This is a genomic window from Pseudomonas sp. S32 (genome assembly GCF_016648095.1).
Taxonomy (GTDB): Bacteria; Pseudomonadota; Gammaproteobacteria; order Pseudomonadales; family Pseudomonadaceae; genus Aquipseudomonas; species Aquipseudomonas parafulva.
Genome location: NZ_JACVVF010000026.1, coordinates 1 through 18,077, shown reverse-complemented (window position 1 = coordinate 18,077; position 18,077 = coordinate 1). Strand labels below are relative to the sequence as shown.

16 protein-coding genes are annotated in these 18,077 nt (G+C 63.7%); 3 read left to right on the top strand and 13 right to left on the bottom strand.

Going from position 1 to position 18,077, the window contains the following annotated elements; genetic code table 11:
• Window positions 1-68 precede the first annotated feature (68 nt).
• Window positions 69-1,964 (top strand): acyltransferase family protein, encoded by a 1,896-nt coding sequence (locus tag IAE38_RS15375; RefSeq protein WP_201218201.1) that lies wholly within the window; start codon window positions 69-71, stop codon window positions 1,962-1,964.
• A 14-nt stretch (window positions 1,965-1,978) separates the two neighbouring features.
• On the opposite strand, the gene IAE38_RS15370 is transcribed toward IAE38_RS15375, so the two are convergent.
• A complete protein-coding gene (locus tag IAE38_RS15370; RefSeq protein ID WP_201218200.1) occupies window positions 1,979-3,355 on the bottom strand; it encodes an L-serine ammonia-lyase in 1,377 nt (458 codons plus the stop codon).
• A gap of 146 nt (window positions 3,356-3,501) precedes the next feature.
• On the opposite strand from IAE38_RS15370, the gene IAE38_RS15365 reads away from it, so the two are divergent.
• A complete protein-coding gene (locus tag IAE38_RS15365; protein WP_201218199.1) occupies window positions 3,502-4,458 on the top strand; it encodes a LysR substrate-binding domain-containing protein in 957 nt (318 codons plus the stop codon).
• Here IAE38_RS15365 and IAE38_RS15360 read toward each other — a convergent pair.
• The 12 genes from IAE38_RS15360 to IAE38_RS15305 form a co-directional block, all read right to left on the bottom strand.
• The gene (locus IAE38_RS15360; RefSeq protein WP_201164162.1) at window positions 4,452-5,873 is read right to left on the bottom strand and encodes an undecaprenyl-phosphate glucose phosphotransferase; all 1,422 of its coding nucleotides are present in this window, start codon (window positions 5,871-5,873) and stop codon (window positions 4,452-4,454) included. The two genes, IAE38_RS15365 and IAE38_RS15360, sit on opposite strands and share 7 nt — an antisense overlap.
• A gap of 109 nt (window positions 5,874-5,982) precedes the next feature.
• The gene (locus IAE38_RS15355) at window positions 5,983-6,723 is read right to left on the bottom strand and encodes a WecB/TagA/CpsF family glycosyltransferase (RefSeq protein ID WP_201213009.1); all 741 of its coding nucleotides are present in this window, start codon (window positions 6,721-6,723) and stop codon (window positions 5,983-5,985) included.
• Window positions 6,723-7,913: a glycosyltransferase family 2 protein gene (locus IAE38_RS15350; RefSeq protein ID WP_201218198.1), complete on the bottom strand. Its 1,191-nt coding sequence runs from the start codon at window positions 7,911-7,913 to the stop codon at window positions 6,723-6,725. The genes IAE38_RS15355 and IAE38_RS15350 overlap by 1 nt, the downstream gene beginning before the upstream one ends.
• Complete coding sequence (locus tag IAE38_RS15345; protein WP_201218197.1) at window positions 7,910-9,112, bottom strand: glycosyltransferase family 4 protein; 1,203 nt, start codon at window positions 9,110-9,112, stop codon at window positions 7,910-7,912. Before IAE38_RS15345 ends, IAE38_RS15350 begins: the two co-directional genes overlap by 4 nt.
• Window positions 9,113-9,154: 42 nt before the next feature.
• A complete protein-coding gene (locus IAE38_RS15340) occupies window positions 9,155-10,165 on the bottom strand; it encodes a DUF535 family protein (RefSeq protein WP_201218196.1) in 1,011 nt (336 codons plus the stop codon).
• 10 nt (window positions 10,166-10,175) lie between these two features.
• Window positions 10,176-11,159 carry a glycosyltransferase family 2 protein gene (locus IAE38_RS15335; RefSeq protein WP_328822894.1) on the bottom strand — a complete coding sequence of 328 codons (984 nt, stop codon included), beginning with the start codon at window positions 11,157-11,159 and terminating at the stop codon, window positions 10,176-10,178.
• A complete protein-coding gene (locus tag IAE38_RS15330; protein ID WP_201218195.1) occupies window positions 11,156-11,680 on the bottom strand; it encodes a serine O-acetyltransferase in 525 nt (174 codons plus the stop codon). Before IAE38_RS15330 ends, IAE38_RS15335 begins: the two co-directional genes overlap by 4 nt.
• An 8-nt stretch (window positions 11,681-11,688) precedes the next feature.
• Window positions 11,689-12,642, bottom strand: a complete 954-nt coding sequence (locus IAE38_RS15325) for a glycosyltransferase family 2 protein (RefSeq protein WP_201218194.1) — start codon at window positions 12,640-12,642, stop codon at window positions 11,689-11,691.
• On the bottom strand, window positions 12,635-13,252 hold the full coding sequence (locus tag IAE38_RS15320; RefSeq protein WP_028634076.1) for an acyltransferase: 618 nt from the start codon (window positions 13,250-13,252) through the stop codon (window positions 12,635-12,637). The genes IAE38_RS15325 and IAE38_RS15320 overlap by 8 nt, the downstream gene beginning before the upstream one ends.
• Before the next feature lie 102 nt (window positions 13,253-13,354).
• The gene (locus IAE38_RS15315; protein WP_201218193.1) at window positions 13,355-14,821 is read right to left on the bottom strand and encodes an FAD-dependent oxidoreductase; all 1,467 of its coding nucleotides are present in this window, start codon (window positions 14,819-14,821) and stop codon (window positions 13,355-13,357) included.
• Complete coding sequence (locus IAE38_RS15310) at window positions 14,818-15,012, bottom strand: hypothetical protein (protein ID WP_060482023.1); 195 nt, start codon at window positions 15,010-15,012, stop codon at window positions 14,818-14,820. Before IAE38_RS15310 ends, IAE38_RS15315 begins: the two co-directional genes overlap by 4 nt.
• A 44-nt stretch (window positions 15,013-15,056) precedes the next feature.
• Window positions 15,057-16,433, bottom strand: coding sequence for an oligosaccharide flippase family protein (locus IAE38_RS15305; protein WP_201218192.1), 1,377 nt, complete (start codon window positions 16,431-16,433; stop codon window positions 15,057-15,059).
• A 95-nt stretch (window positions 16,434-16,528) separates the two neighbouring features.
• On the opposite strand from IAE38_RS15305, the gene IAE38_RS15300 reads away from it, so the two are divergent.
• Window positions 16,529-18,077, top strand: a 1,549-nt coding sequence (locus IAE38_RS15300) for an O-antigen ligase family protein (RefSeq protein WP_201218190.1), incomplete at its 3' end; no start/stop codon positions are given.

Genomic DNA, 18,077 nt, shown 5'->3' with positions numbered 1-18,077 from the left:
CGCTACCCCAGCGGGCGCTCAAAGGGAAGCGGGCATTGCTGCCCCGGTTAGTTCAGGACTCCTCACCCATGCAGTTCCACAAGAACATCAACGCGTTGCGGGCGTTGGCTGTGATCTCCGTCGTGCTCTACCACTTCAAGACAGCCGGCCTGAGCGCCGGCTTCATTGGCGTGGATGTGTTCTTCGTGATCTCGGGTTATCTCATGACCCGGATCATCGCCACCGGCCTGCAAGCCGGGCAGTTCTCGCTCATCGCTTTCTATGCCGCCAGGGCGCGCCGGATCATTCCCGCGCTTGCCGCGCTGTGCGTGGCACTGGCCGTGTTCGGTTACTTCTTCCTGCCCACGGACGACTACCGGGAGTTGTTGCGCACCACCAAGGAAAGCCTACTGTTCACGTCCAACCACTACTTTGCCAAGGACGGCAGCTACTTCGACGCCCCACTGCAGGAAAACTGGCTGCTGCACACCTGGTCGCTGTCGGTGGAATGGCAGTTCTACCTGCTCTACCCGCTGATACTCATGGCCCTGTTCAGGCTGGGCAACCTGCGTAAGGTGAAGCTCATGGTGGCGGCCTTGGGGGCTTGTTCCCTTGCGGCTTCAATGGCCTACAGCGCCAGCCACCCTGTAGGTTCGTTCTTCCTGTTGCCTACCCGGGCGTGGGAAATGATTGCCGGCGGGCTGGTGTATCTGTACCCATTGAAGCTTTCGGGGCGGGCGTTGGCCGCCTCTGAAGGCACAGGCCTGGCACTGATTGGCGCTGCCCTGGTGGTGCTGCCACACGACGCTGCCTGGCCCGGTTACCTGGCCCTGGTGCCCGTTGCCGGTGCCATGCTGGTGATCCAGGCCAACTCCGACAGCGCTTTTGCACGCAACCGGTTGCTGCAGTTTTTAGGTAAGTGCTCGTATTCAATCTACCTGTGGCATTGGCCGCTGGTGGTGTTTCTGTATACCTGCGGGTTGCTGGAAAACAGGCTGGCGACCACGGTCGCTATGTTCTTGTCGGTGGGCCTGGGTGCGCTCTCCTACTATGGCGTCGAGGCCAGAACACGCAAAGTGGCACGGCCAGCCATGGGCCTTGCCCGCTACGTTGGCATGGGCCTGGTGGTGGTTGCCGCTGCCGGCGCGCTGGGTTCTGCGGTCAAGCACAACCCTCAGGTGCGCTGGGTTAAGCAAGACGGAAAACCGGAATACGAAAGCAAGCTGTATACCCAGCAGTGCGCACCGAACGCATTTGGCGCTTCGCAATGCCAGTTGGGCTCTGGCGAAATCAGGGCCATTCTGCTGGGTGACAGCCATGCCCAGTCAACCGCGGCGGCCTTGATGCTGGAAACCGATCAGGCGGCGCTTGGCTGGGCCCGCGCGGGCTGCCCTACCCTGATCGAGTTCCAGATGAACAACAAGGAGGTCGAGCGCAACTGCAAGGCGTTCAATGCCGAGAAGTTCGCGATACTGCAAACAGAGCATCAGGGGGTGCCGCTGTTCCTGTTCAGCCGCGCGGCGCTGTACACCGACCCGCGTCGCCACAGCGGTTACAGCCTGTACTTCGAAGGGGTACAGGGCCAAGGCAGCCGTGCGTTCGAGCAGCGGTTCATCCAGGCTTACACCGACACGGTCTGCATGCTGGCAAGCCACCGGCCCGTTTACATCGTCAAGCCCATCCCGGAAATGCCGTTCAGTGTTTACAAGGGGTTGAGCCTGCAGGCGCGGGTATTGGGCATCAAGGCTGATATCTCAACCCCACTGGCGGATTACCTGGCCCGCAACCGCCTGGCGCTGTCAGCCATGGACACGGCGGCGGCCACGTGCAACGCCAAGGTCATCGACCCGGTGCCGTACTTGTGCCCTGATGGGAAATGCATGGGGTCCAAGGGTGGGGTGCCGCTGTATTTTGACGACAACCACTTGATCGATGCCGGCAACGAGCAATTGCGCGGGTTGTTCAAAGGCACGCTGGCGCGCTAAGCGCCACAGGGGCATCAGCACTCCACAAAGGCGACGGCCAGGCCCCCTCGGGACGTTTCCTTGTAATTGGCGTGCATGTCTGCCCCGGTGTCGCGCATGGTGCGAATCACCCGGTCCAGCGAGATGAAATGCTCACCGTCGCCGCGCAAGGCCATCTGCACGGCGTTGATCGCCTTCACCGCAGCAATGGCGTTACGCTCGATGCAGGGCACTTGCACCAGGCCGCCCACCGGGTCGCACGTCAGGCCCAGGTTATGCTCCAGGGCAATTTCCGCCGCGTTTTCCAGCTGCGGCGGCGTTGCCCCCAGCACCTGCGCCAGGCCGGCGGCAGCCATCGAACAGGCTGAACCCACCTCGCCCTGGCAACCCACTTCCGCACCGGAAATAGAGGCGTTCTTCTTGCACAGGATGCCCACCGCTGCCGCGGCCAGCAGGAAGTCCACCACATCGGCATCAGAGGACGTGGGGTTGAACTTCATGTAGTAGTGCAGCACGGCGGGGATGATACCCGCAGCACCGTTGGTGGGCGCCGTGACCATGCGCCCGCCGGCTGCGTTTTCTTCGTTGACCGCCAGGGCGAACAGGTTGACCCACTCCATGGCGCTGAGGGTAGAGCCGATCACGTTGGGCTTGCCCAGTTCCTGAAGGCTGCGGTGCAACTTTGCCGCACGGCGCTTCACATGCAGCCCGCCCGGCAGGATGCCTTCGTTGCGCAAGCCGTTGTTCACGCACTCACGCATGGCCGCCCAGATCCGCAGCAGGCCTTCGCGCACGTCTGCCTCAGGCCGCCAGGCACGTTCGTTGGCCATCATCAGCTGGGCCACGCTCAGGCCGTGAAGCTTGCACAGGCTCAGCAACTGCTCGGCGCTGTCAAATTCGTACGGCAGGGCCACCGCCTGGCTATCGCCAGCCGGCTGGTCGATTTCTGCCTGCTCGACGATGAAGCCGCCGCCGACCGAGTAGTAGGTCTGGCTGAGCAAGCTGGCGCCGTTGTCGAAGGCTTCGAGGCGCATGGCATTGGGGTGATACGGCAGGTCTTCGTCCAGCAGCAGCATGTCTTGCGCATAGTCGAAGGTCAGCGGCTGGCTGCCATCGAGCATCAGGCAACGCTCCTGCAACACCTGGCCGATGCGCGAGTCGATGGTGGCCGGGTCGATGCGATCAGGCCATTGGCCCATCAAACCGAGCAGGCACGCCCGGTCAGTGGCATGCCCTACCCCGGTTGCCGACAGCGAACCGTACAGACGCACTTCGACACGCTGGGCGCGGGCCAGCAGGCCTTGCTCGCGCAATGCCTGGGCGAAGGTTGCCGCAGCGCGCATCGGGCCCACTGTGTGTGAGCTGGAGGGGCCTATGCCGATTTTGAAGAGGTCGAAAACACTGATAGCCATGCTAAAACCTGACCGGTGGATGCCTTGTGGCATGCAACGGATATGCGAAGAAAGTGGGCGCTAGCGCCTGTTATAGGCAATACTGGCCCTCATCCTCTGGAATGACCAACGATACTTCCTAAGCAAGGCTTTAGCAGGGCTAAACAATGCGGCATCAACTCACTGGCCAATCGTTTGTCTGGCTGCATGTCTTCGCCTGCGCGGCGCGGCACCTGTCGTTCACCCGTTGCGCCGAGGAGCTGCACATCACCCCCGGAGCCGTCAGCCAGCAGATGCGTCAGTTGGAAGACCGCCTGGGCTATCGCCTGTTCGTGCGCCGGGCGCGTGGCGTAGAGCTCAGTGCCGAGGGCCAGCGCCTGGCACAGACCGTGGCTGAGGCCTACGGCAGCATCGAGGCCGAACTGCTGCGCCTGGACGCGGGTGAAATCCGCGGGACCGTGCGGGTGCGCTCGATCCCGTCATTTTTGGCCAAGTGGCTGACCCCCCGCCTGCCGCGCTTTCAGCAACGCTACCCGGACATCGAACTGCGGCTGGTGGCTGAAGACAGTGCCCAGGCCCTGACCCCGGGGGACTTCGACCTGGCCATCGACCTGAACGATGGCAGTTACCCCGGCATGCTTTCTACCCCGCTGCTGGCCGAGCAGATCTTCCCGGTCTGCTCCCCCGGCCTGCTGCGTGGCCGCCCGCCCCTGCACGGGCCGGCCGACCTGGTGCACTACCCGCTGCTGCACGACATCACCGCCTGGCGGGGCAGCTCGGAGTATGCAGAATGGGAGTTCTACCTGGAGGGTATCGGCGCCGCCGCGCAGGATGTGCGCCGCGGGCACACCTTCAACCGCAACCACCTCACCATCGAGGCGGCCATTGCCGGCCTGGGCGTGGCCATTGCCCGGCGGACACTGCTCAATGACGAGCTGGAACGTGGCGCGCTGATCGTGCCGTTTGGCGTGGCCATCGCCAACCACAAGCGCTATGTGGTGCACTACCCGCCTGGCGGCCTGAACCAACCCGGCGCGCGGGCCGTGCATGACTGGCTGGTGGCTGAGGCCCACAGCTTTCGCGAGTTGCACCCGCTGGGCCAGGGCCCGACGCCCACTCAATAGGCGTGCTTGCCGGTAAAGGCGTTGAGGGTGCGCACCAGAATCACGAAATCGAGCCACAGCGACCAGTTGTTGATGTATTCGATGTCCGAATCCACGCGCTGGATCATCTGCTCGATGTCCCGGGTCTCCCCCCGGAAGCCGCGCACCTGGGCCAGGCCAGTCATGCCGGGCTTGATGTTGTGGCGGGCGAAGTAGTCGACGATGTCCGGCGAATACAGGGTGTCGTGCTGCAGGGCGTGGGGCCTGGGGCCCACCAGCGACATCTCGCCGGTCAGCACATTGAACAGCTGAGGCAGCTCGTCGAGGCTGGTGCGGCGGATGAACGCGCCCACCTTGGTCAGCCGGGGGTCGTGCTTCTGCGCCTGCTTGATCTCCCCGCCATCGGGTTGATGCACGTGCATGCTGCGAAATTTCCAGATACGGAACGACTCACCGGTCCAACCCGTGCGCTCCTGGCGAAAGAACACCGGGCCCGGGCTGTCGAGCTTGATCGCCAGGGCCACCGCCAGCAGCACCGGTGAAGCACATAGCAGAATCAGCGCAGCGAGCACTTTGTCTTCCAGGTTTTTCAGGAACAGGCTCATGCCGGTGAGCGGGGTTTCGGAAAGCGTCAGCACTGGGATGCCGGCAATTTCACGCACGCTGTGGTTGATCAGGCGCAGCGAGAAGATATCGGGCACCCAGTTCACGGCGATGCATTTGTCCAGCAGCTTGAAGTACACCTGGTTGATCACCTCTGAACCACCCAGGGGTGTCACCAGGTAGACGGTGCGGATGGCATGGCGGGCAACGATGTCGTCCAGCTCGCCGATATGCCCAAGCACCGGCAGGCGTTGCTTGGCCTCGGCGGCTTCTGGCGCGTCGGCAGGGGCCGGGCCCAGCAGCACGCAGCCCAGCACCCGTTCGCCGAACCACGGGTTGTTGCTGATTTTCTGGTAAAGGAAATTGGCCAGGTCACCCTCACCGATGATCAGGGCGTTTTCCAGGCGGGCGTGGGCCGTGAACCGTTTTTGCAACTCGCGCACGGCAATGTGCATAAAAAGCTGGGCGATGTAGCCAATAATGAACAGCTGTACCACCAACAGCCGGGAATAGGTTTCGCTCTGCTTGGTCAGAAACGCCATCACCACCAGGAAGCAGAAGGTGGCCGACCAGGCCTTGAACAAGCGAAACGCCTTGATCGACAAGCTGACATTGGTGCGGTAGATGGCGTAATGGTCATAGATGACGGCCAGGGCACCGATCAGCAACAGCAGCATGATCACGTAGTCGGAGGTGATGTAGCCAAACTGGTCGTAGATCAGGTACCAGGCGATCCCGGTCACGGCGATGCCGTCCAGGCCCGCCTGAATGGCGTTGCTCACACTGCTTCTGCGCTGAAGCAACGAACGGCTGCTTCGGGGTTCGAAAACCATTTCAGACCTCTTCGGTGGGTGCCTGGCAACTGCCAGCGATCAAACAGCCAACCTGAAAACAGCGTAAGCGAAGCGGGTGAAGCGCCGATGCATTGATCTCACTGTAGCATCATGGCGAGCGGCTGCTGAACAGCAGGGTGCGTAGCAGAAACAGCGGGTTACCGGCCACATAGCGCATGAACAGGCGCTTGGGTTCTCGCACCAGGCGGTACAACCACTCCAGCCCGAAGCGCCGCAGCCAGCCCGGCGCACGGCTGACCTTGCCCCCCAGAAAATCCAGAATCGCCCCGCCACAGATGATCAGGCACGGTTGGCCGCTTTCGGCCAGCGCTGCCGCCACGGCTTCCTGCCGTGGCATGCCCATGCCCAGCACGATCAGGTCGGGCCGGTGCTTGCCGGCCAGCTCCAGATAGGTGTCGATGGCGGCGAACCCATCGTGCACCGACACCGGCTGTACCCCAAAGGTAGCCGCGCCGCGCTGCGCGGCCTGGCCCAGGTAGGGCTGGCGCGTGCCCCAGAACGCCACGCGGCGGCCACGGTACGCCCCCAGCAGCCTGGGGATGAAGTCGGTGCCGTTCATGTTCAGGCCCGGCGCCAGCCCCAGCCTGCGGTACAGAATGGCCATGCCCGAACCGTCACGCAGCAGCACGCCTGCCGACAGCAGCGCCTGGCAGTAGGCGCTGTCGCGCACTACCAGGTTCATGGCATGGGCGTTGACGAAACCCAGTACGGTAGGCGCAGTGGGGGCAGCGAGCTGCGCAAGCAGCCCCTGGGCTGCGTCATTGTTCTGCACAACCTGCAGCTGATCGATGATGCGTTGCCAGCGCTGCCGCCAAAGTCGTCGAGGCATCAGTCGTCATCCCGTTTGGAGCGCACCCACTCGACCTGGCGCTTGATCAGAAAGCCCAGGTACAGCGGGATCTTGCGGGCGGCATAAAAAGGCGCGTACAGCAGCACAGAAAACGGAATGACCTCCCGGCAGAAGCGCAACCACGCCAGGCCAACGGCAAGCGCCAGCAACACTAGCGCCCAGAGGGCTAGCCAGGCCGGCGTTGCCAGGCCCAGCACGGCGTAGGCCAGCCAGGTCAGCAGATTCAGCCCGAGCAAGGCCAGCACCAGCAGCGCTAAAGGTGGCACCAGCAGGTCCAGGGTCAGGGCTGCCAAGTCACCGTTGCGTTGCTGCACCGCGGCCATGGCCCGCCTTGGGGCATCGGCCAGAATCAGGCCCAAGTGGCCATGCTCCCAACGGGTGCGCTGGCTGTTGAGGCCCTGCTGGCTCACCGGAAACTGGCTGGTCACCAACGCCTCGGGGCAGAACAGCGGGGGCTTGCCTTGCTGGCACAGGTCCAGCCCGAGTTTTATGTCTTCGACCAAGTGGCCGTTGGCCAGGTCGACACCCGCCAGGTCCTGCCAACGGAACGCCATGCCTGCCCCCATCAGCTGGCACGGCAACCCCAGGCGGGCCCAGCCCCGTGGGCGCACCAGGTTTTTTACCCGCCAGGCAAATTCGGCGACCTGCACTTTCGCCCCGGCACCTGCCGGTGCGCGCATCAGGTACAGCCCCTGCACCGGCCTGCCCGCCTCAACGCAACGGCGCGCCAGGCGCTCGATGGCGCCCTCGCCCACCACGCAGTCGGCATCCACCACGATCACCACGTCCGGGGCCTGGCTTGCCAGGTGACGCAGGCCGAAGTCCAGCGCATAGCCCTTGCCACGCAACTGTGCGTCCTGGCGCTCGACCACCTCAGCGCCAGCAACGCCAGCCCGCCGCGCGGTGTCATCGGTGCAGTTGTCCGCCACCACCAGCAAGCGGTCGCCGGGCAGCAGTTGGGGGGTGATGCTGGCCAGGGTAGTGGCGATGATCAACGCCTCGTCATGGGCGGGCACCAGTACCGCCACCCGCGGCCTTGCACCACCGGCCATCGGCCGTTGCCGGCGCGCGGGCAGGCAAGCCAGCACCACCTGCAGCAAAAGCACCAGCACCGGCACCAGGGCGATCAACGCCAGCACGCCCAGCAACCCACCCAATACACTAATCATGCGTCTGCCTTGAAATAACCGGCCAGCCGGGCCGCCTCGGTATCGATGTCATGGCGTTGCAGTACACGGTGGTAAGCCGCGTCGCCCATGCGCTGCAGGTTCTGCACCGGTTGCGCCAGGCAGTCAGCCATGGCTTCGGTCAGTTGCTCCACATCGCCAGCCGGCACCAGCCAGCCATTTTCACCAGGGCGTACCAGTTCGGGGATGCCCGCCACATAGGTAGTGAGTACCGGCCGGCGCAAGGCCATGGCCTCCATGATGACCACGGGCAGGCCCTCGGCAAAGCTGGGTAAAACCAGCGCGCGTGCTGCGAGGATTTCTTCACGCACCTGTGCGCTGCTTATCCACCCAGTAACCCGTACATGGCACTGCAGCCCGTAGCGGTCAATCAGCCGCTCGATCTCCCCGCGCATCTCGCCGTCACCTGCCAGCACCAGCTCGAACGCCGTCGCCTCGGCGGCGAGCCTGCGCGCCGCCTCCAGCAACAGCAACTGGCCCTTCTGTTCGCACAAGCGCCCCACGCACACCAGCCTGGGCGCGGCGGGCACCGCTGCAGCCGGTACCGCATGAAAGGCCTGCTCAAGGCCACAATGCACCACTTTTATCCGGGGCCAGTGCTCGTGGGCCACCCAACGGTACAACTGGCTGCGCCCATAGGCGCTGACGGCTGCCACGAACGCGGCGCGTCGGGCCTTTTCACCCAGGTGCAGGAACTGCGGTTTATCGAACTCTTCAGGCCCGTGCACGGTAAAGCTGTACGCAGGGCCACCCAGTGCGTTGGCCAGCATCACCACCTCAGCCGAATTGGTGCCGAAATGGGCATGCACATGGCTGGCCCCACTGGCCTGCAACCACTGCAGCAACTGGCAGGCCTCGGCCAGGTAGATCACATGGTAGGGCCAGGCCCGGTCGGCTCGGCGGCCCATGCCCAGGGCCAGGCGCAGTGCCTGAAGAAACCGCCGGGGTTGATGGCGCAGCACGTGCCAGGTGGGTGCGATCAATGCACGCAAGCCGCCTTGCAGCACGTAACGGGTCTTGAGCTTTTCGCTGGCATCGTCGGCATCCTGCACCTCGGCATCCCACCCCCGCAGCGCCAGACGCTGCACCTGCACACCCAGGCGCTCCAGCGCCAGGATCTCGCGGCGGATGAAACTGTGGCTCACCTTCGGGTACTGATTGATGAAGTAGGCGATACGCATACGAATCCAGATCCAAACCCGCTTGATGGCCTAGCGCCTGTGTCAGCCCTGTTCCTGGCTGTCGATCACCGGCGGTCTGCCCACTGCCGATACACGCTCAACGCATGCATCCCCCTGTCTACCTTGTAGTTCATGGTTGCCACCCGCGCCCGCCAATGCCGCCTGCAAACCTGCGAAAACCTCCAGCAACAGCGCCTGCCGGCGCCGGTACATAGCACGCTTTTTGGCCGGGATGTCCGCCTCGGCGCGCTGTGCGGCCAACAAGGGTATGGCGAAGAAGCCTTCACGGTGCGACGCCATGCCGCCGCTCTCCTGCCAGATAACGTCATAGTCCGCTGCCAGGGGCTTGCCCTCGTCATGGCCGAAATAGGCATGCCGATGGTGGCGGTAGGCGTCGCTCACGGCGTTGATTTCCGCCACGCCCAGGCACCGGGCCAGGCATTTGAGCGCCTCCAGCAGCAGGCTGCGGGGGCGCAGGCCTTCGAAATCCTTGGTCAGGTCGCGGTAGATGGCCAGCGAGGTGTCGCTGTCGATACCCTTGTGGATGCCCTGCACGGCACCGACGAACATCACCAGCGGCCCTTCGCTGCGGCTAAGAGTGAACGCCAGCGAAGCGACCCGCAGATCACCTTGGAACAGGTTCAGCACCAGTTCGCCCTCGCGCTTGAACCAGACTGGGCGGTCCAGTACCAGGCTGCAACCCGCAGAGTGGGCAGAAAGGTCATACAGCACAATGGACTGATCCCGGCCCTCCACAAGCAGGTACGGAAATTGGCCAGCCACCACTTCAAAATGCGCAGCCACCGCCTCCAGCCGGCGCCGCGCCGCCCAGCCCCGGCTGATGTACGGCCATTGCACGACGCCTATGCCGTCCATGCCCAGCCGCTGCCAGCAATCAGGCCCCAACGCCGCCTGCATGCGTTGCATGAACCGGCCAAGGTCATGGCGGTGGATGAGCATCTGCTGCACCAGCCGGCGCTTGCTGTTCAATGCCCGCAACGAGTAACCCGGTTGCAGGCTGGATACGCTTTTGACGAGGGTGCCGAGCATCATCGGTGGGCTCTCACTTGTACTCGATCAACGTCGATTTGCCGGCCAGCAGGCGCTGGCGCCAAAATTTCAGCTGCCCCAGCATTTCCGGGAACTTGCCAATGACCAGAAACACCGCCTGCAGCCAGTTTTCCTTGGGGGTGCGCCGACCACGACGGGCCAGGCGCACGACCTGCAGCGGGTACACAGCCAGCAGCAACCACCCCCAGGCACCCAGCGCCAGGCAGGCCAGCACCACCACCAACGGTACGCCCAGGCCCCACAGCCATGCCCGGCGTGACTCCTGCACCCAATGCCGCTCAGGGGGCGCACCGTGCAGTTGCGCGCCTTCGGCATAGGCAAAGCCGGCCCGCTGGGAGCGCCGCCACCATTGGCTGAAACGGGTCATGGCCGCGTCGTGCAGGGTCATCTCGGCGTCCAGGCGCCAGACCTTCCAGCCTGCAGCCCGCAGGCGTACGCACAACTCAGGCTCCTCGCCCGCAATCAGGCCTGGGCGAAACCCACCGACGGCGTCAAAGGCCTGTACCCGCATCAATGCATCGCCACCGCAGGCCCTCGCCTCGCCCACCGGGGTGTCCCACTCCATGTCGCAAAGCAGGTTAAAAGGCGTCTGCCGGGCAAAGCGCTCGCGGCGGCGCCCGCACACCACGGCTACATCGGCGTGCTGCTGCAAAAAGGCCTGGGCGGTAGCCAGCCAGCGCGGTGCCACCTCGCAATCGCCGTCAACGAATTGCACCCAGTGCAAGCCCGGCACTGACCGCAGCAGGGCTGCAAAGCCTTCATTGCGGGCGCGGGCAGCGGTAAAGGGGATGCGCAGGTCCAGCGCGAGCACCTGAACACCCAGGCTTTGCGCCAGTGCCACGGACCCATCCGTGGACCCGGAGTCCACATACAACACGCTGTCGGTGCCCTTAGCCAGGGACTGAAGGCAGCGCACCAGGCGCTGGCCTTCGTTGCGGCCAATCACCACCACGCCCAGCTCGGGCGTAACGCTCACTCGACAGCCTCCGCACCGGCTGTGCGCCTGGCCTTGACCGTGGCAGGCACCCCCACCGCAATGCAGTTGTCCGGGACGTCCACCAGCACTACGGCATTGGCCCCGATGATCACGTTGTTACCGATGCGGATATCCCCCAGCACCTTGGCCCCGGTGCCGATATCCACGTTGTCGCCGAATACCGGCGCCACCGGCCTGTCCACCCGTTTCAGCCCCACGACCACGCCATTGCGGATCCGGCAATTGTCACCGAAGCGCGCATAGCCACTGACGACGATGCCGCCAAAGTGGTCGATGACGAAATTACGGCCGATCACCGCTTCGCAGGGCAACTCGACGCCGGTGATGATCTGCACGAACTTGAACAGCACTTTGTAGATGAACGAAAACAGCTTGCGCAACAAGGCCGGGCGCACCCCGTAGCGCCAGCGCCCGAAGCGGTACACCAGCAGCACCCAGAACCCCTGGGCGCCCCAATCGCCTCCATGGGCCCGCAGGTCGGCACGGATATTCTCGAACATGGCGCGTACTACCTCGTGGGTTGGGTGGCGTAGCGGGTTTTGAGCAGCAATGACCACGTCGCCTTGCTGTGGCGCCAGCACGCCAACAGCGCAGCCCGCCCCCGGCGCTTGAGCAAGGCCTTGAGCGCCAGCACCAGGTCGCCCAGGCTGACCAGCAGCATGTGCAGGGCCAAGCCGGCAATGCCGTGGTGTTTGCGAAAGTACAGCAGCTCGCTTTCGATCTGGTAAGCAGAGATCTGCCGGCTGGCCGCCTCCAGTTCGGCTACCGACTTGGAGCTTTCGCCACCGATGTGCACCACCGTGGTGTCGGGGTAGAACACCACCTTCCACCCCGCCGCCTTGACCCGCTTGCAGTGGTCCACCTCTTCGTAATAGAGGAAGAACCGTGGGTCGAACAGGCCCACCTGGTCCAGCACTTCACGGCGTACCAGGTAGAAGCAGCCTGGCAGCCAGTCGCATTCGCGTACCGAGGCATGGTCCCAGCCCATCTCGTCGACCATTTTCAGCCCGGGTAAAAACCGCCCCAACCCTGTGCGCCCTGCAAACACATTCAACGGAGTGGGAAAGTACCGGCAGCTTGGCTGCAAGTCGCCATCACGCCCTTCCAGCCTGACGCCGAGCACCCCACATTGGGGGTCGCTTTCCATGTACGCCAAGGTTTTGCGCAAGGTGTCGGCAGCCACGAACGCATCGGTATTGAGCAGCAACGCATAGCGGCCTTGCAGGTGCGCCAACAGCTGATTGTTGGCGCGGCCGAACCCTACGTTCTGTTGGTTGGCCAGCACTACAGCGTCGGGGCAGACTTGGGCCAGGCGTCGTACGGAGTCGTCGGCAGATGCATTGTCGACCACCAGGTAGCGGGCCAGCTCATCGCTGCCGGCGTGCCGCAGGGCGTCGAACATGGGCTGCAGCAAAGCGCCAGTGTTGAAATTGACCACCAGCACATCCACGGGCTTAGCCATTGTCGCTGTCCCCGAAGAAGTACTGGCGCCGCTGCGCCATCAGCAGTGGCTCGACCTCTGGGTCGTAGGCGCCGTTGCGCTGCTTGACGATGTCGATCCAGGGGTAGGCCTCACAGCGGGCTTCCACCCGTTTGATCAGCGCGTCGGTGGTGCAGATGAAGGTGGCCGGGTTACCGCCATACACCGTGCCGGGCGGCACGTCCTTGGTCACGACGGCACCTGCGGCCACGATCGATTCCGGGCCGATGGTCACCCTGGGCATGACGATGGCGCCGTGGCCGACGAAGCAGTTGTCCTTGATGTCGATGAAACCGACCGAATCCAGGTGCTTGCCGAAGCGGTGCTCGATCAGCAGCACCACCCCGTCGTGCCCGATCAGGGTGCAGTCGGACAACCCCACACTGTTGCCGATGCGCACCAACGACGGGTCGGTGATGTTGCAGCCCTGGTTGACATAGAAGTTACTGCCCACCGAATGAAAGCCACCCCAGCGGGCCAGGTAAGCCCCCCACTCCAACCCGGAAGGGTTGCAGAATTTCTTGTAGAACGCGCGTCCTCGCCCTGTGGAGTGCGCATAGTGCGTCACGGCTCTGCGTATCCATCCGATCATGCTGCCTGGCCTCGCGATCAATGCAATCCAAATTGTCCCTGAAGCGCCACGGTCTCGTTCTTGTGGTTGCTGACCGGTGCGCGCTCATGCCCTGTCGCTTCATTACGCCGCTGCGCTGCGGGCTGCGCTGATCCTCCCGTCAAGGTGCTCGGCCAGGCGTACGGCAAATTGCAGCAGCGGCATGGTCGGGTTGGAAGCACCGCCGGTGGCAAAAATGCTGCTACCCGCCGCATAGAGGTTGTCGGTGCCGAATACCTTGCAATCGGTGTCCACCACCCCGTGCTGTGGTGAAGCGGCCATGCGGGTGGTGCCCATGTGGTGGGCGTGGGGCGAGAGTTTCAGCGGTATTGACGTGTCGTAGACGTAGTCGTTGAGCTTGACGAAGCCCAGCTGCATGTCGGCCCACTGGGTGGCCAGCGTGGTACCGATGCACTTGATGGTGTTGCGGTCCTCGGCGGTGAGCACCCAGTTGACGTTGACCTTGGCCACGCCCAGGGCGTCCTTCTGCTCCAGCAACGAGATACGGCTTTGCAGGCTGGGGAACTGCTCGATCATGGTGCTGATCACCCCATCACCCGGGCAGCTGAAGCGGGCCACGAATTCCACCTTGCCGGCCACGCCCATGTCACACGCCAGGTTTTCCAGAAAATGCTTCACCTCGGCCGTGCGGCCGTAGGTTTGCACCTCAGCCAGCAGCGCGGCCCTGACGTTGCCCTTGCCGATCTTGTACTGCTCGACGAAGGCGTCGGTGGTGTAGTACTCGCGGGCTTCCTGGTCCAGCCCGGGCTTGAGGATGAAGGTACCCATGTCGACGTTCAGGTGCTCCATGAAGCACCCGCCTACCAGCCCGCCCTGGCTGATCACACCGGCATCGGCCAGCGACTGGCTGTTGAGCAACTGCCGGGCATTTTCAATGGCGCCCGCGGCCAGGATGAAATAGCGCGCCACCTGGCGCTGGCGGTTGCCCTCGTAATCAGACAGCACTACGGCCGCCAGGCGACCAGCGGCACTGTCGAATTCCAGGTCGACGCAATTGCAGTTGAGGAACACGTCCAGGCCCTCGGTCTGCTCCAGGGCCGTGGCATACTTTTGCGCAAACCGGGTGGGTGGGCTGAGCAGAAAGCGGTCCGGGTCGAATTCACCGCCATCCAGGCCGGTATTGATGGCCTTGAACGGCGCGCCGGCAGGCAGGTCGACGATGTCCATCGCCGCCGGCAAATAACGCTCGATTTCCCCATAGGGGATGGGCCAGCCCGGCAGGTCGCCCGGGGGCGCGATCGTGAAATCCGAGGGGCTGAACGGTCGGCAGCGGCCTGCCCAATGGTTGGACGTACCGCCTAGGTAACGCAGCCGGGCTTCCTCGGCATACAGTTGCAGGCCGCTGGATGAGCAGGCGTACAGCCCTTGGGAGCGGGGCGAATATGCCTGCCCGCCGCCCTCGGCCAGCAATACGCTGTGCCCGGCAGTTGCCAGGCGCAGCGCCAAGGTGATGCCCGCAGGGCCTGCGCCGATGATGCACACGTCATAGCTGCCCCGCAGCGTTTTCTGCTGCTGATAATCGGCAATCATGCCGGCTGGTCCCGAAAGTACCGGGCGGGCAACACCCAGCCGTTGATCACCACGAAGCCGGCCTGCCCGGCAGGCCTGGCCGCCAGCACCGCCCGGGGGCCAAGCACTGCGCCGCCCACGCCCAACAGTACGCAACTCTGCAGAAAGCCCCTACGACCCACTTGCGACGCACACACTGTCAGCTTCCCCATGATCACCCGACCCGTCCCCAAGAAAGTTACACTTGCCTGCCCCACTACAGCTGCTCGAATACCGCCGTGAGCAATGCCCCGCACACGGCGCCGACCAGCAGCATCGGCAACACCACCAGTTCACGTTTCAGGCTGAATATCCCCAGCTTGCAATTCACGTACACGATCAACACCAGCGTGGGGGCGGTATGCAGGGCGACGCCCCAGATCGCCCAGTCCACCCCGCCCAGGGCCAGCAGCAGCGGCAGCAGCCCCCACAGCGATACCAGGCGGATGATGTTGTCCATGGCCTGGTATTTGGTCAGCCCCAGGGCAATCCATACCTGATGCGCCAATGTATAGCGCAATGTAAGGAAAGAGAGTGAAAGAATCGCGAGCATCGGCCCAGCCTCGCTGTAACGCGCGTCGTACATCCAGCCGATCAGCAGTGGGCTGGCGGTCAGGAAGCCGCCGCAGACAAACAGCACCAGCAGGTCTACCAACAGGCGAAAGCGCTGGTACAGGGCGTTCAGGCGCTGCCGGTCATCGGCACGCGCCGCTTCACTGAATGCGGGCAGAGCCACGGCCCCCACCACCTTCATGATTGCCATCTGCACGGCACCGAGGATCAGCACCGCGATGGAGTACACGCCCAGTTGCGCAGCCGTCATGCTGGCGCCAAACCAGATGCGGTCGCCGTACATGGCCAGCACCCCTACCATCGATGACAACAGGATCCAGCGGCCAAACACAACCAGCTCGGTCAGCGCACTGCGGTCCCACTGCAGCCGGTTGCCATGGCCTTCAAGCGCGGTATGCCCCAGCACCGTCCACACCAGCGCCGACACCAGCCCGGCGATCACCAGCGCCCAGATGGAGTGGGTGAGGTAGCCCAGCACCAGCATCACCAGCAAGCCGACCAATTGCGAAGCCAGGTCTACCAGCACCACACGCTTTTGCTGGAAGGTGCGCACCGCCACATCCAGTTTGGTCGACTGAAAACCCCAAATGACCGCAGACAGGCCGGTGGCTGCCAGTACCCAGGGCAGTACCGGTGCCGCATAGGTGGAATCGGCAGGCCACACGTTCTCCACCTGGGCCAGCCAGGCCAGCAGCGACAGCAGCAAGGTCAGGGCGAACAAGGTGAAGCCGCGAATGATCTGCACGGTCCAGGCGGTATTGAGAAACGCAGGGTCATCGCCCCGGTGGCTCTGGATGATGTTCTGCCGAAGGCCCACGTCTGACAGCAAATGCAGCAGCACGGATACCGTGGTGGCGATGACCATCACGCCGAACATTTCCGGGAGCAGAAGGCGCGCCATGATCAGGTTGCCACCCAGGCGCATGAGCTGCGATGCCACCTGCGACACCAGGTTCCACGACCCGGCATGCAGGGCCCGCGAGCGCAGGCTGGCGGCGGCTGGCACATCAATCGACGGCATGCGTTCAATCTCTGACTGAATGGCTAAAAGTCACTATAGTTTCATTTAGCCACGTTGCTAGCCGTTGCCCACCAAGGGAAAGGTGTACATAGCCGATGCCTGAACATTTACGCGCGCTGATCGTCATCCTGTTTCTGGCAACCGTGGTTTTCGTGCTGGCTCGCCGGCCAGCCACCGACCTGATTCCACCCGCCGACTTCAAGCGCCGGCGCAACCTGTGGTTCGTGTTGACGGTACTGGCGTTCGTGTCCCAGAGCTTCTGGCTGTACGTCATTGCGGCGGGCGTGATCCTGTACCTGGCCGGGCGCCGGGAGCACAACCCAACGGCGCTGTTCTACATGCTGCTGTTCCTGATCCCCCCTGCGGCGGTACAGGTGCCAGGGTTTGGCGTGGTCAACTACCTGGTCGATCTCAACCACATTCGGCTATTGACCCTGTGCGTGCTGTTGCCGGCGGCCCTGGCACTGCGCCGTCAACCCGATGGGCTGCGCTTTGGCCGCACCTGGGCCGACCGGCTGCTGGCAGCCGGCCTGCTGCTGATGGGCGGGCTGTACCTGCGCGAAACCACGCTCACCGACACTCTGCGCCAGGCCCTGTACCTGTACATCGATGTGTTCCTACCCTACTACGTTGCCAGCCGTGGGCTGCGCCACCTCAGTGAGTTCAAGGACGCGATGCTGGCCTTCGTGCTGGTGTCATTTGTGCTGGCGATCATTGCGGTGGCCGAATACGTGCGGCACTGGCTGCTCTACAGCGCGCTGATCGACGCCATGGGCGTGCCCTGGACCCTGTCCGGTTACCTCAGCCGAGGCGGGGCATTGCGTGCCAGCGTCACTACCGGGCAGGCCATCGTGCTGGGTTACGTGATGAGCGTAGCCATTGGCTTGTTCCTGTTTGTGCAGGGCTACGTACGCCGCCCGCTTCACCGGCTGATGGGCGCACTGTTGCTGGCTGCCGGGCTGTTTGCGCCGTTGTCCCGGGGGCCGTGGATTGGCGCGGTGGTTATCGTGGCGGTGTTCATTGCCTTAGGTAGGGGGGCGGTAAAGCGACTGACGCTGCTGGCAGCGGCCGGCATGCTCGCCGTGCCCTTGCTCAGCGTGGTACCGGGTGGTGACAAGGTGCTGGACCTGCTGCCATTCATTGGCAACCTGGAAAAAGAAAACATCACCTATCGCGAACGGCTGATGGACAACGCCTGGATCGTCATCCAGCGTAATCCGCTGTTCGGCTCGTTCGATTTCCGCAACACGCCCGAAATGCAGTCGATGATCCAGGGCGAAGGCATCATTGATATCGTCAATACCTACATCAACCTGGCGCTGCGGGTGGGGCTGGTGGGGCTGGGCCTGTTCGTCGCGTTCTTCGCGGTGGTGCTGCATGGCATCTACAAGGCCATGCGCAGTTTCGAAGACAAGGACGACGAGCGAAGGCAGCTGGGCCGGGTGCTGCTGGCCACGCTGGTCGGCATTCTGGTCATCATCTTCACCGTCAGCAGCATTACCTTCATCCCCATCGTGTACTGGTCAATCGCGGGCATTGGTGTGGCCTATGTGCACATGGTGCGCAGGCTTCACCAGCGCCAGGCGTTGCCGCTTGCAGACCCCGCCACCGGCCCCCCGGTGTTTAACTACAACGCCAGGGTGT

Excerpts from the sequence above, each read along its gene's own strand:
- IAE38_RS15375 (WP_201218201.1), top strand. The coding sequence starts at position 69 with ATGCAGTTCCACAAGAACATCAACGCGTTGCGGGCGTTGGCTGTGATC.
- IAE38_RS15370 (WP_201218200.1), bottom strand. The coding sequence starts at position 3,355 with ATGGCTATCAGTGTTTTCGACCTCTTCAAAATCGGCATAGGCCCCTCC.
- IAE38_RS15365 (WP_201218199.1), top strand. The coding sequence starts at position 3,502 with ATGCGGCATCAACTCACTGGCCAATCGTTTGTCTGGCTGCATGTCTTC.
- IAE38_RS15360 (WP_201164162.1), bottom strand. The coding sequence starts at position 5,873 with ATGGTTTTCGAACCCCGAAGCAGCCGTTCGTTGCTTCAGCGCAGAAGC.
- IAE38_RS15355 (WP_201213009.1), bottom strand. The coding sequence starts at position 6,723 with ATGCCTCGACGACTTTGGCGGCAGCGCTGGCAACGCATCATCGATCAG.
- IAE38_RS15350 (WP_201218198.1), bottom strand. The coding sequence starts at position 7,913 with ATGATTAGTGTATTGGGTGGGTTGCTGGGCGTGCTGGCGTTGATCGCC.
- IAE38_RS15345 (WP_201218197.1), bottom strand. The coding sequence starts at position 9,112 with ATGCGTATCGCCTACTTCATCAATCAGTACCCGAAGGTGAGCCACAGT.
- IAE38_RS15340 (WP_201218196.1), bottom strand. The coding sequence starts at position 10,165 with ATGATGCTCGGCACCCTCGTCAAAAGCGTATCCAGCCTGCAACCGGGT.
- IAE38_RS15330 (WP_201218195.1), bottom strand. The coding sequence starts at position 11,680 with ATGTTCGAGAATATCCGTGCCGACCTGCGGGCCCATGGAGGCGATTGG.
- IAE38_RS15325 (WP_201218194.1), bottom strand. The coding sequence starts at position 12,642 with ATGGCTAAGCCCGTGGATGTGCTGGTGGTCAATTTCAACACTGGCGCT.
- IAE38_RS15320 (WP_028634076.1), bottom strand. The coding sequence starts at position 13,252 with ATGATCGGATGGATACGCAGAGCCGTGACGCACTATGCGCACTCCACA.
- IAE38_RS15315 (WP_201218193.1), bottom strand. The coding sequence starts at position 14,821 with ATGATTGCCGATTATCAGCAGCAGAAAACGCTGCGGGGCAGCTATGAC.
- IAE38_RS15310 (WP_060482023.1), bottom strand. The coding sequence starts at position 15,012 with ATGGGGAAGCTGACAGTGTGTGCGTCGCAAGTGGGTCGTAGGGGCTTT.
- IAE38_RS15305 (WP_201218192.1), bottom strand. The coding sequence starts at position 16,433 with ATGCCGTCGATTGATGTGCCAGCCGCCGCCAGCCTGCGCTCGCGGGCC.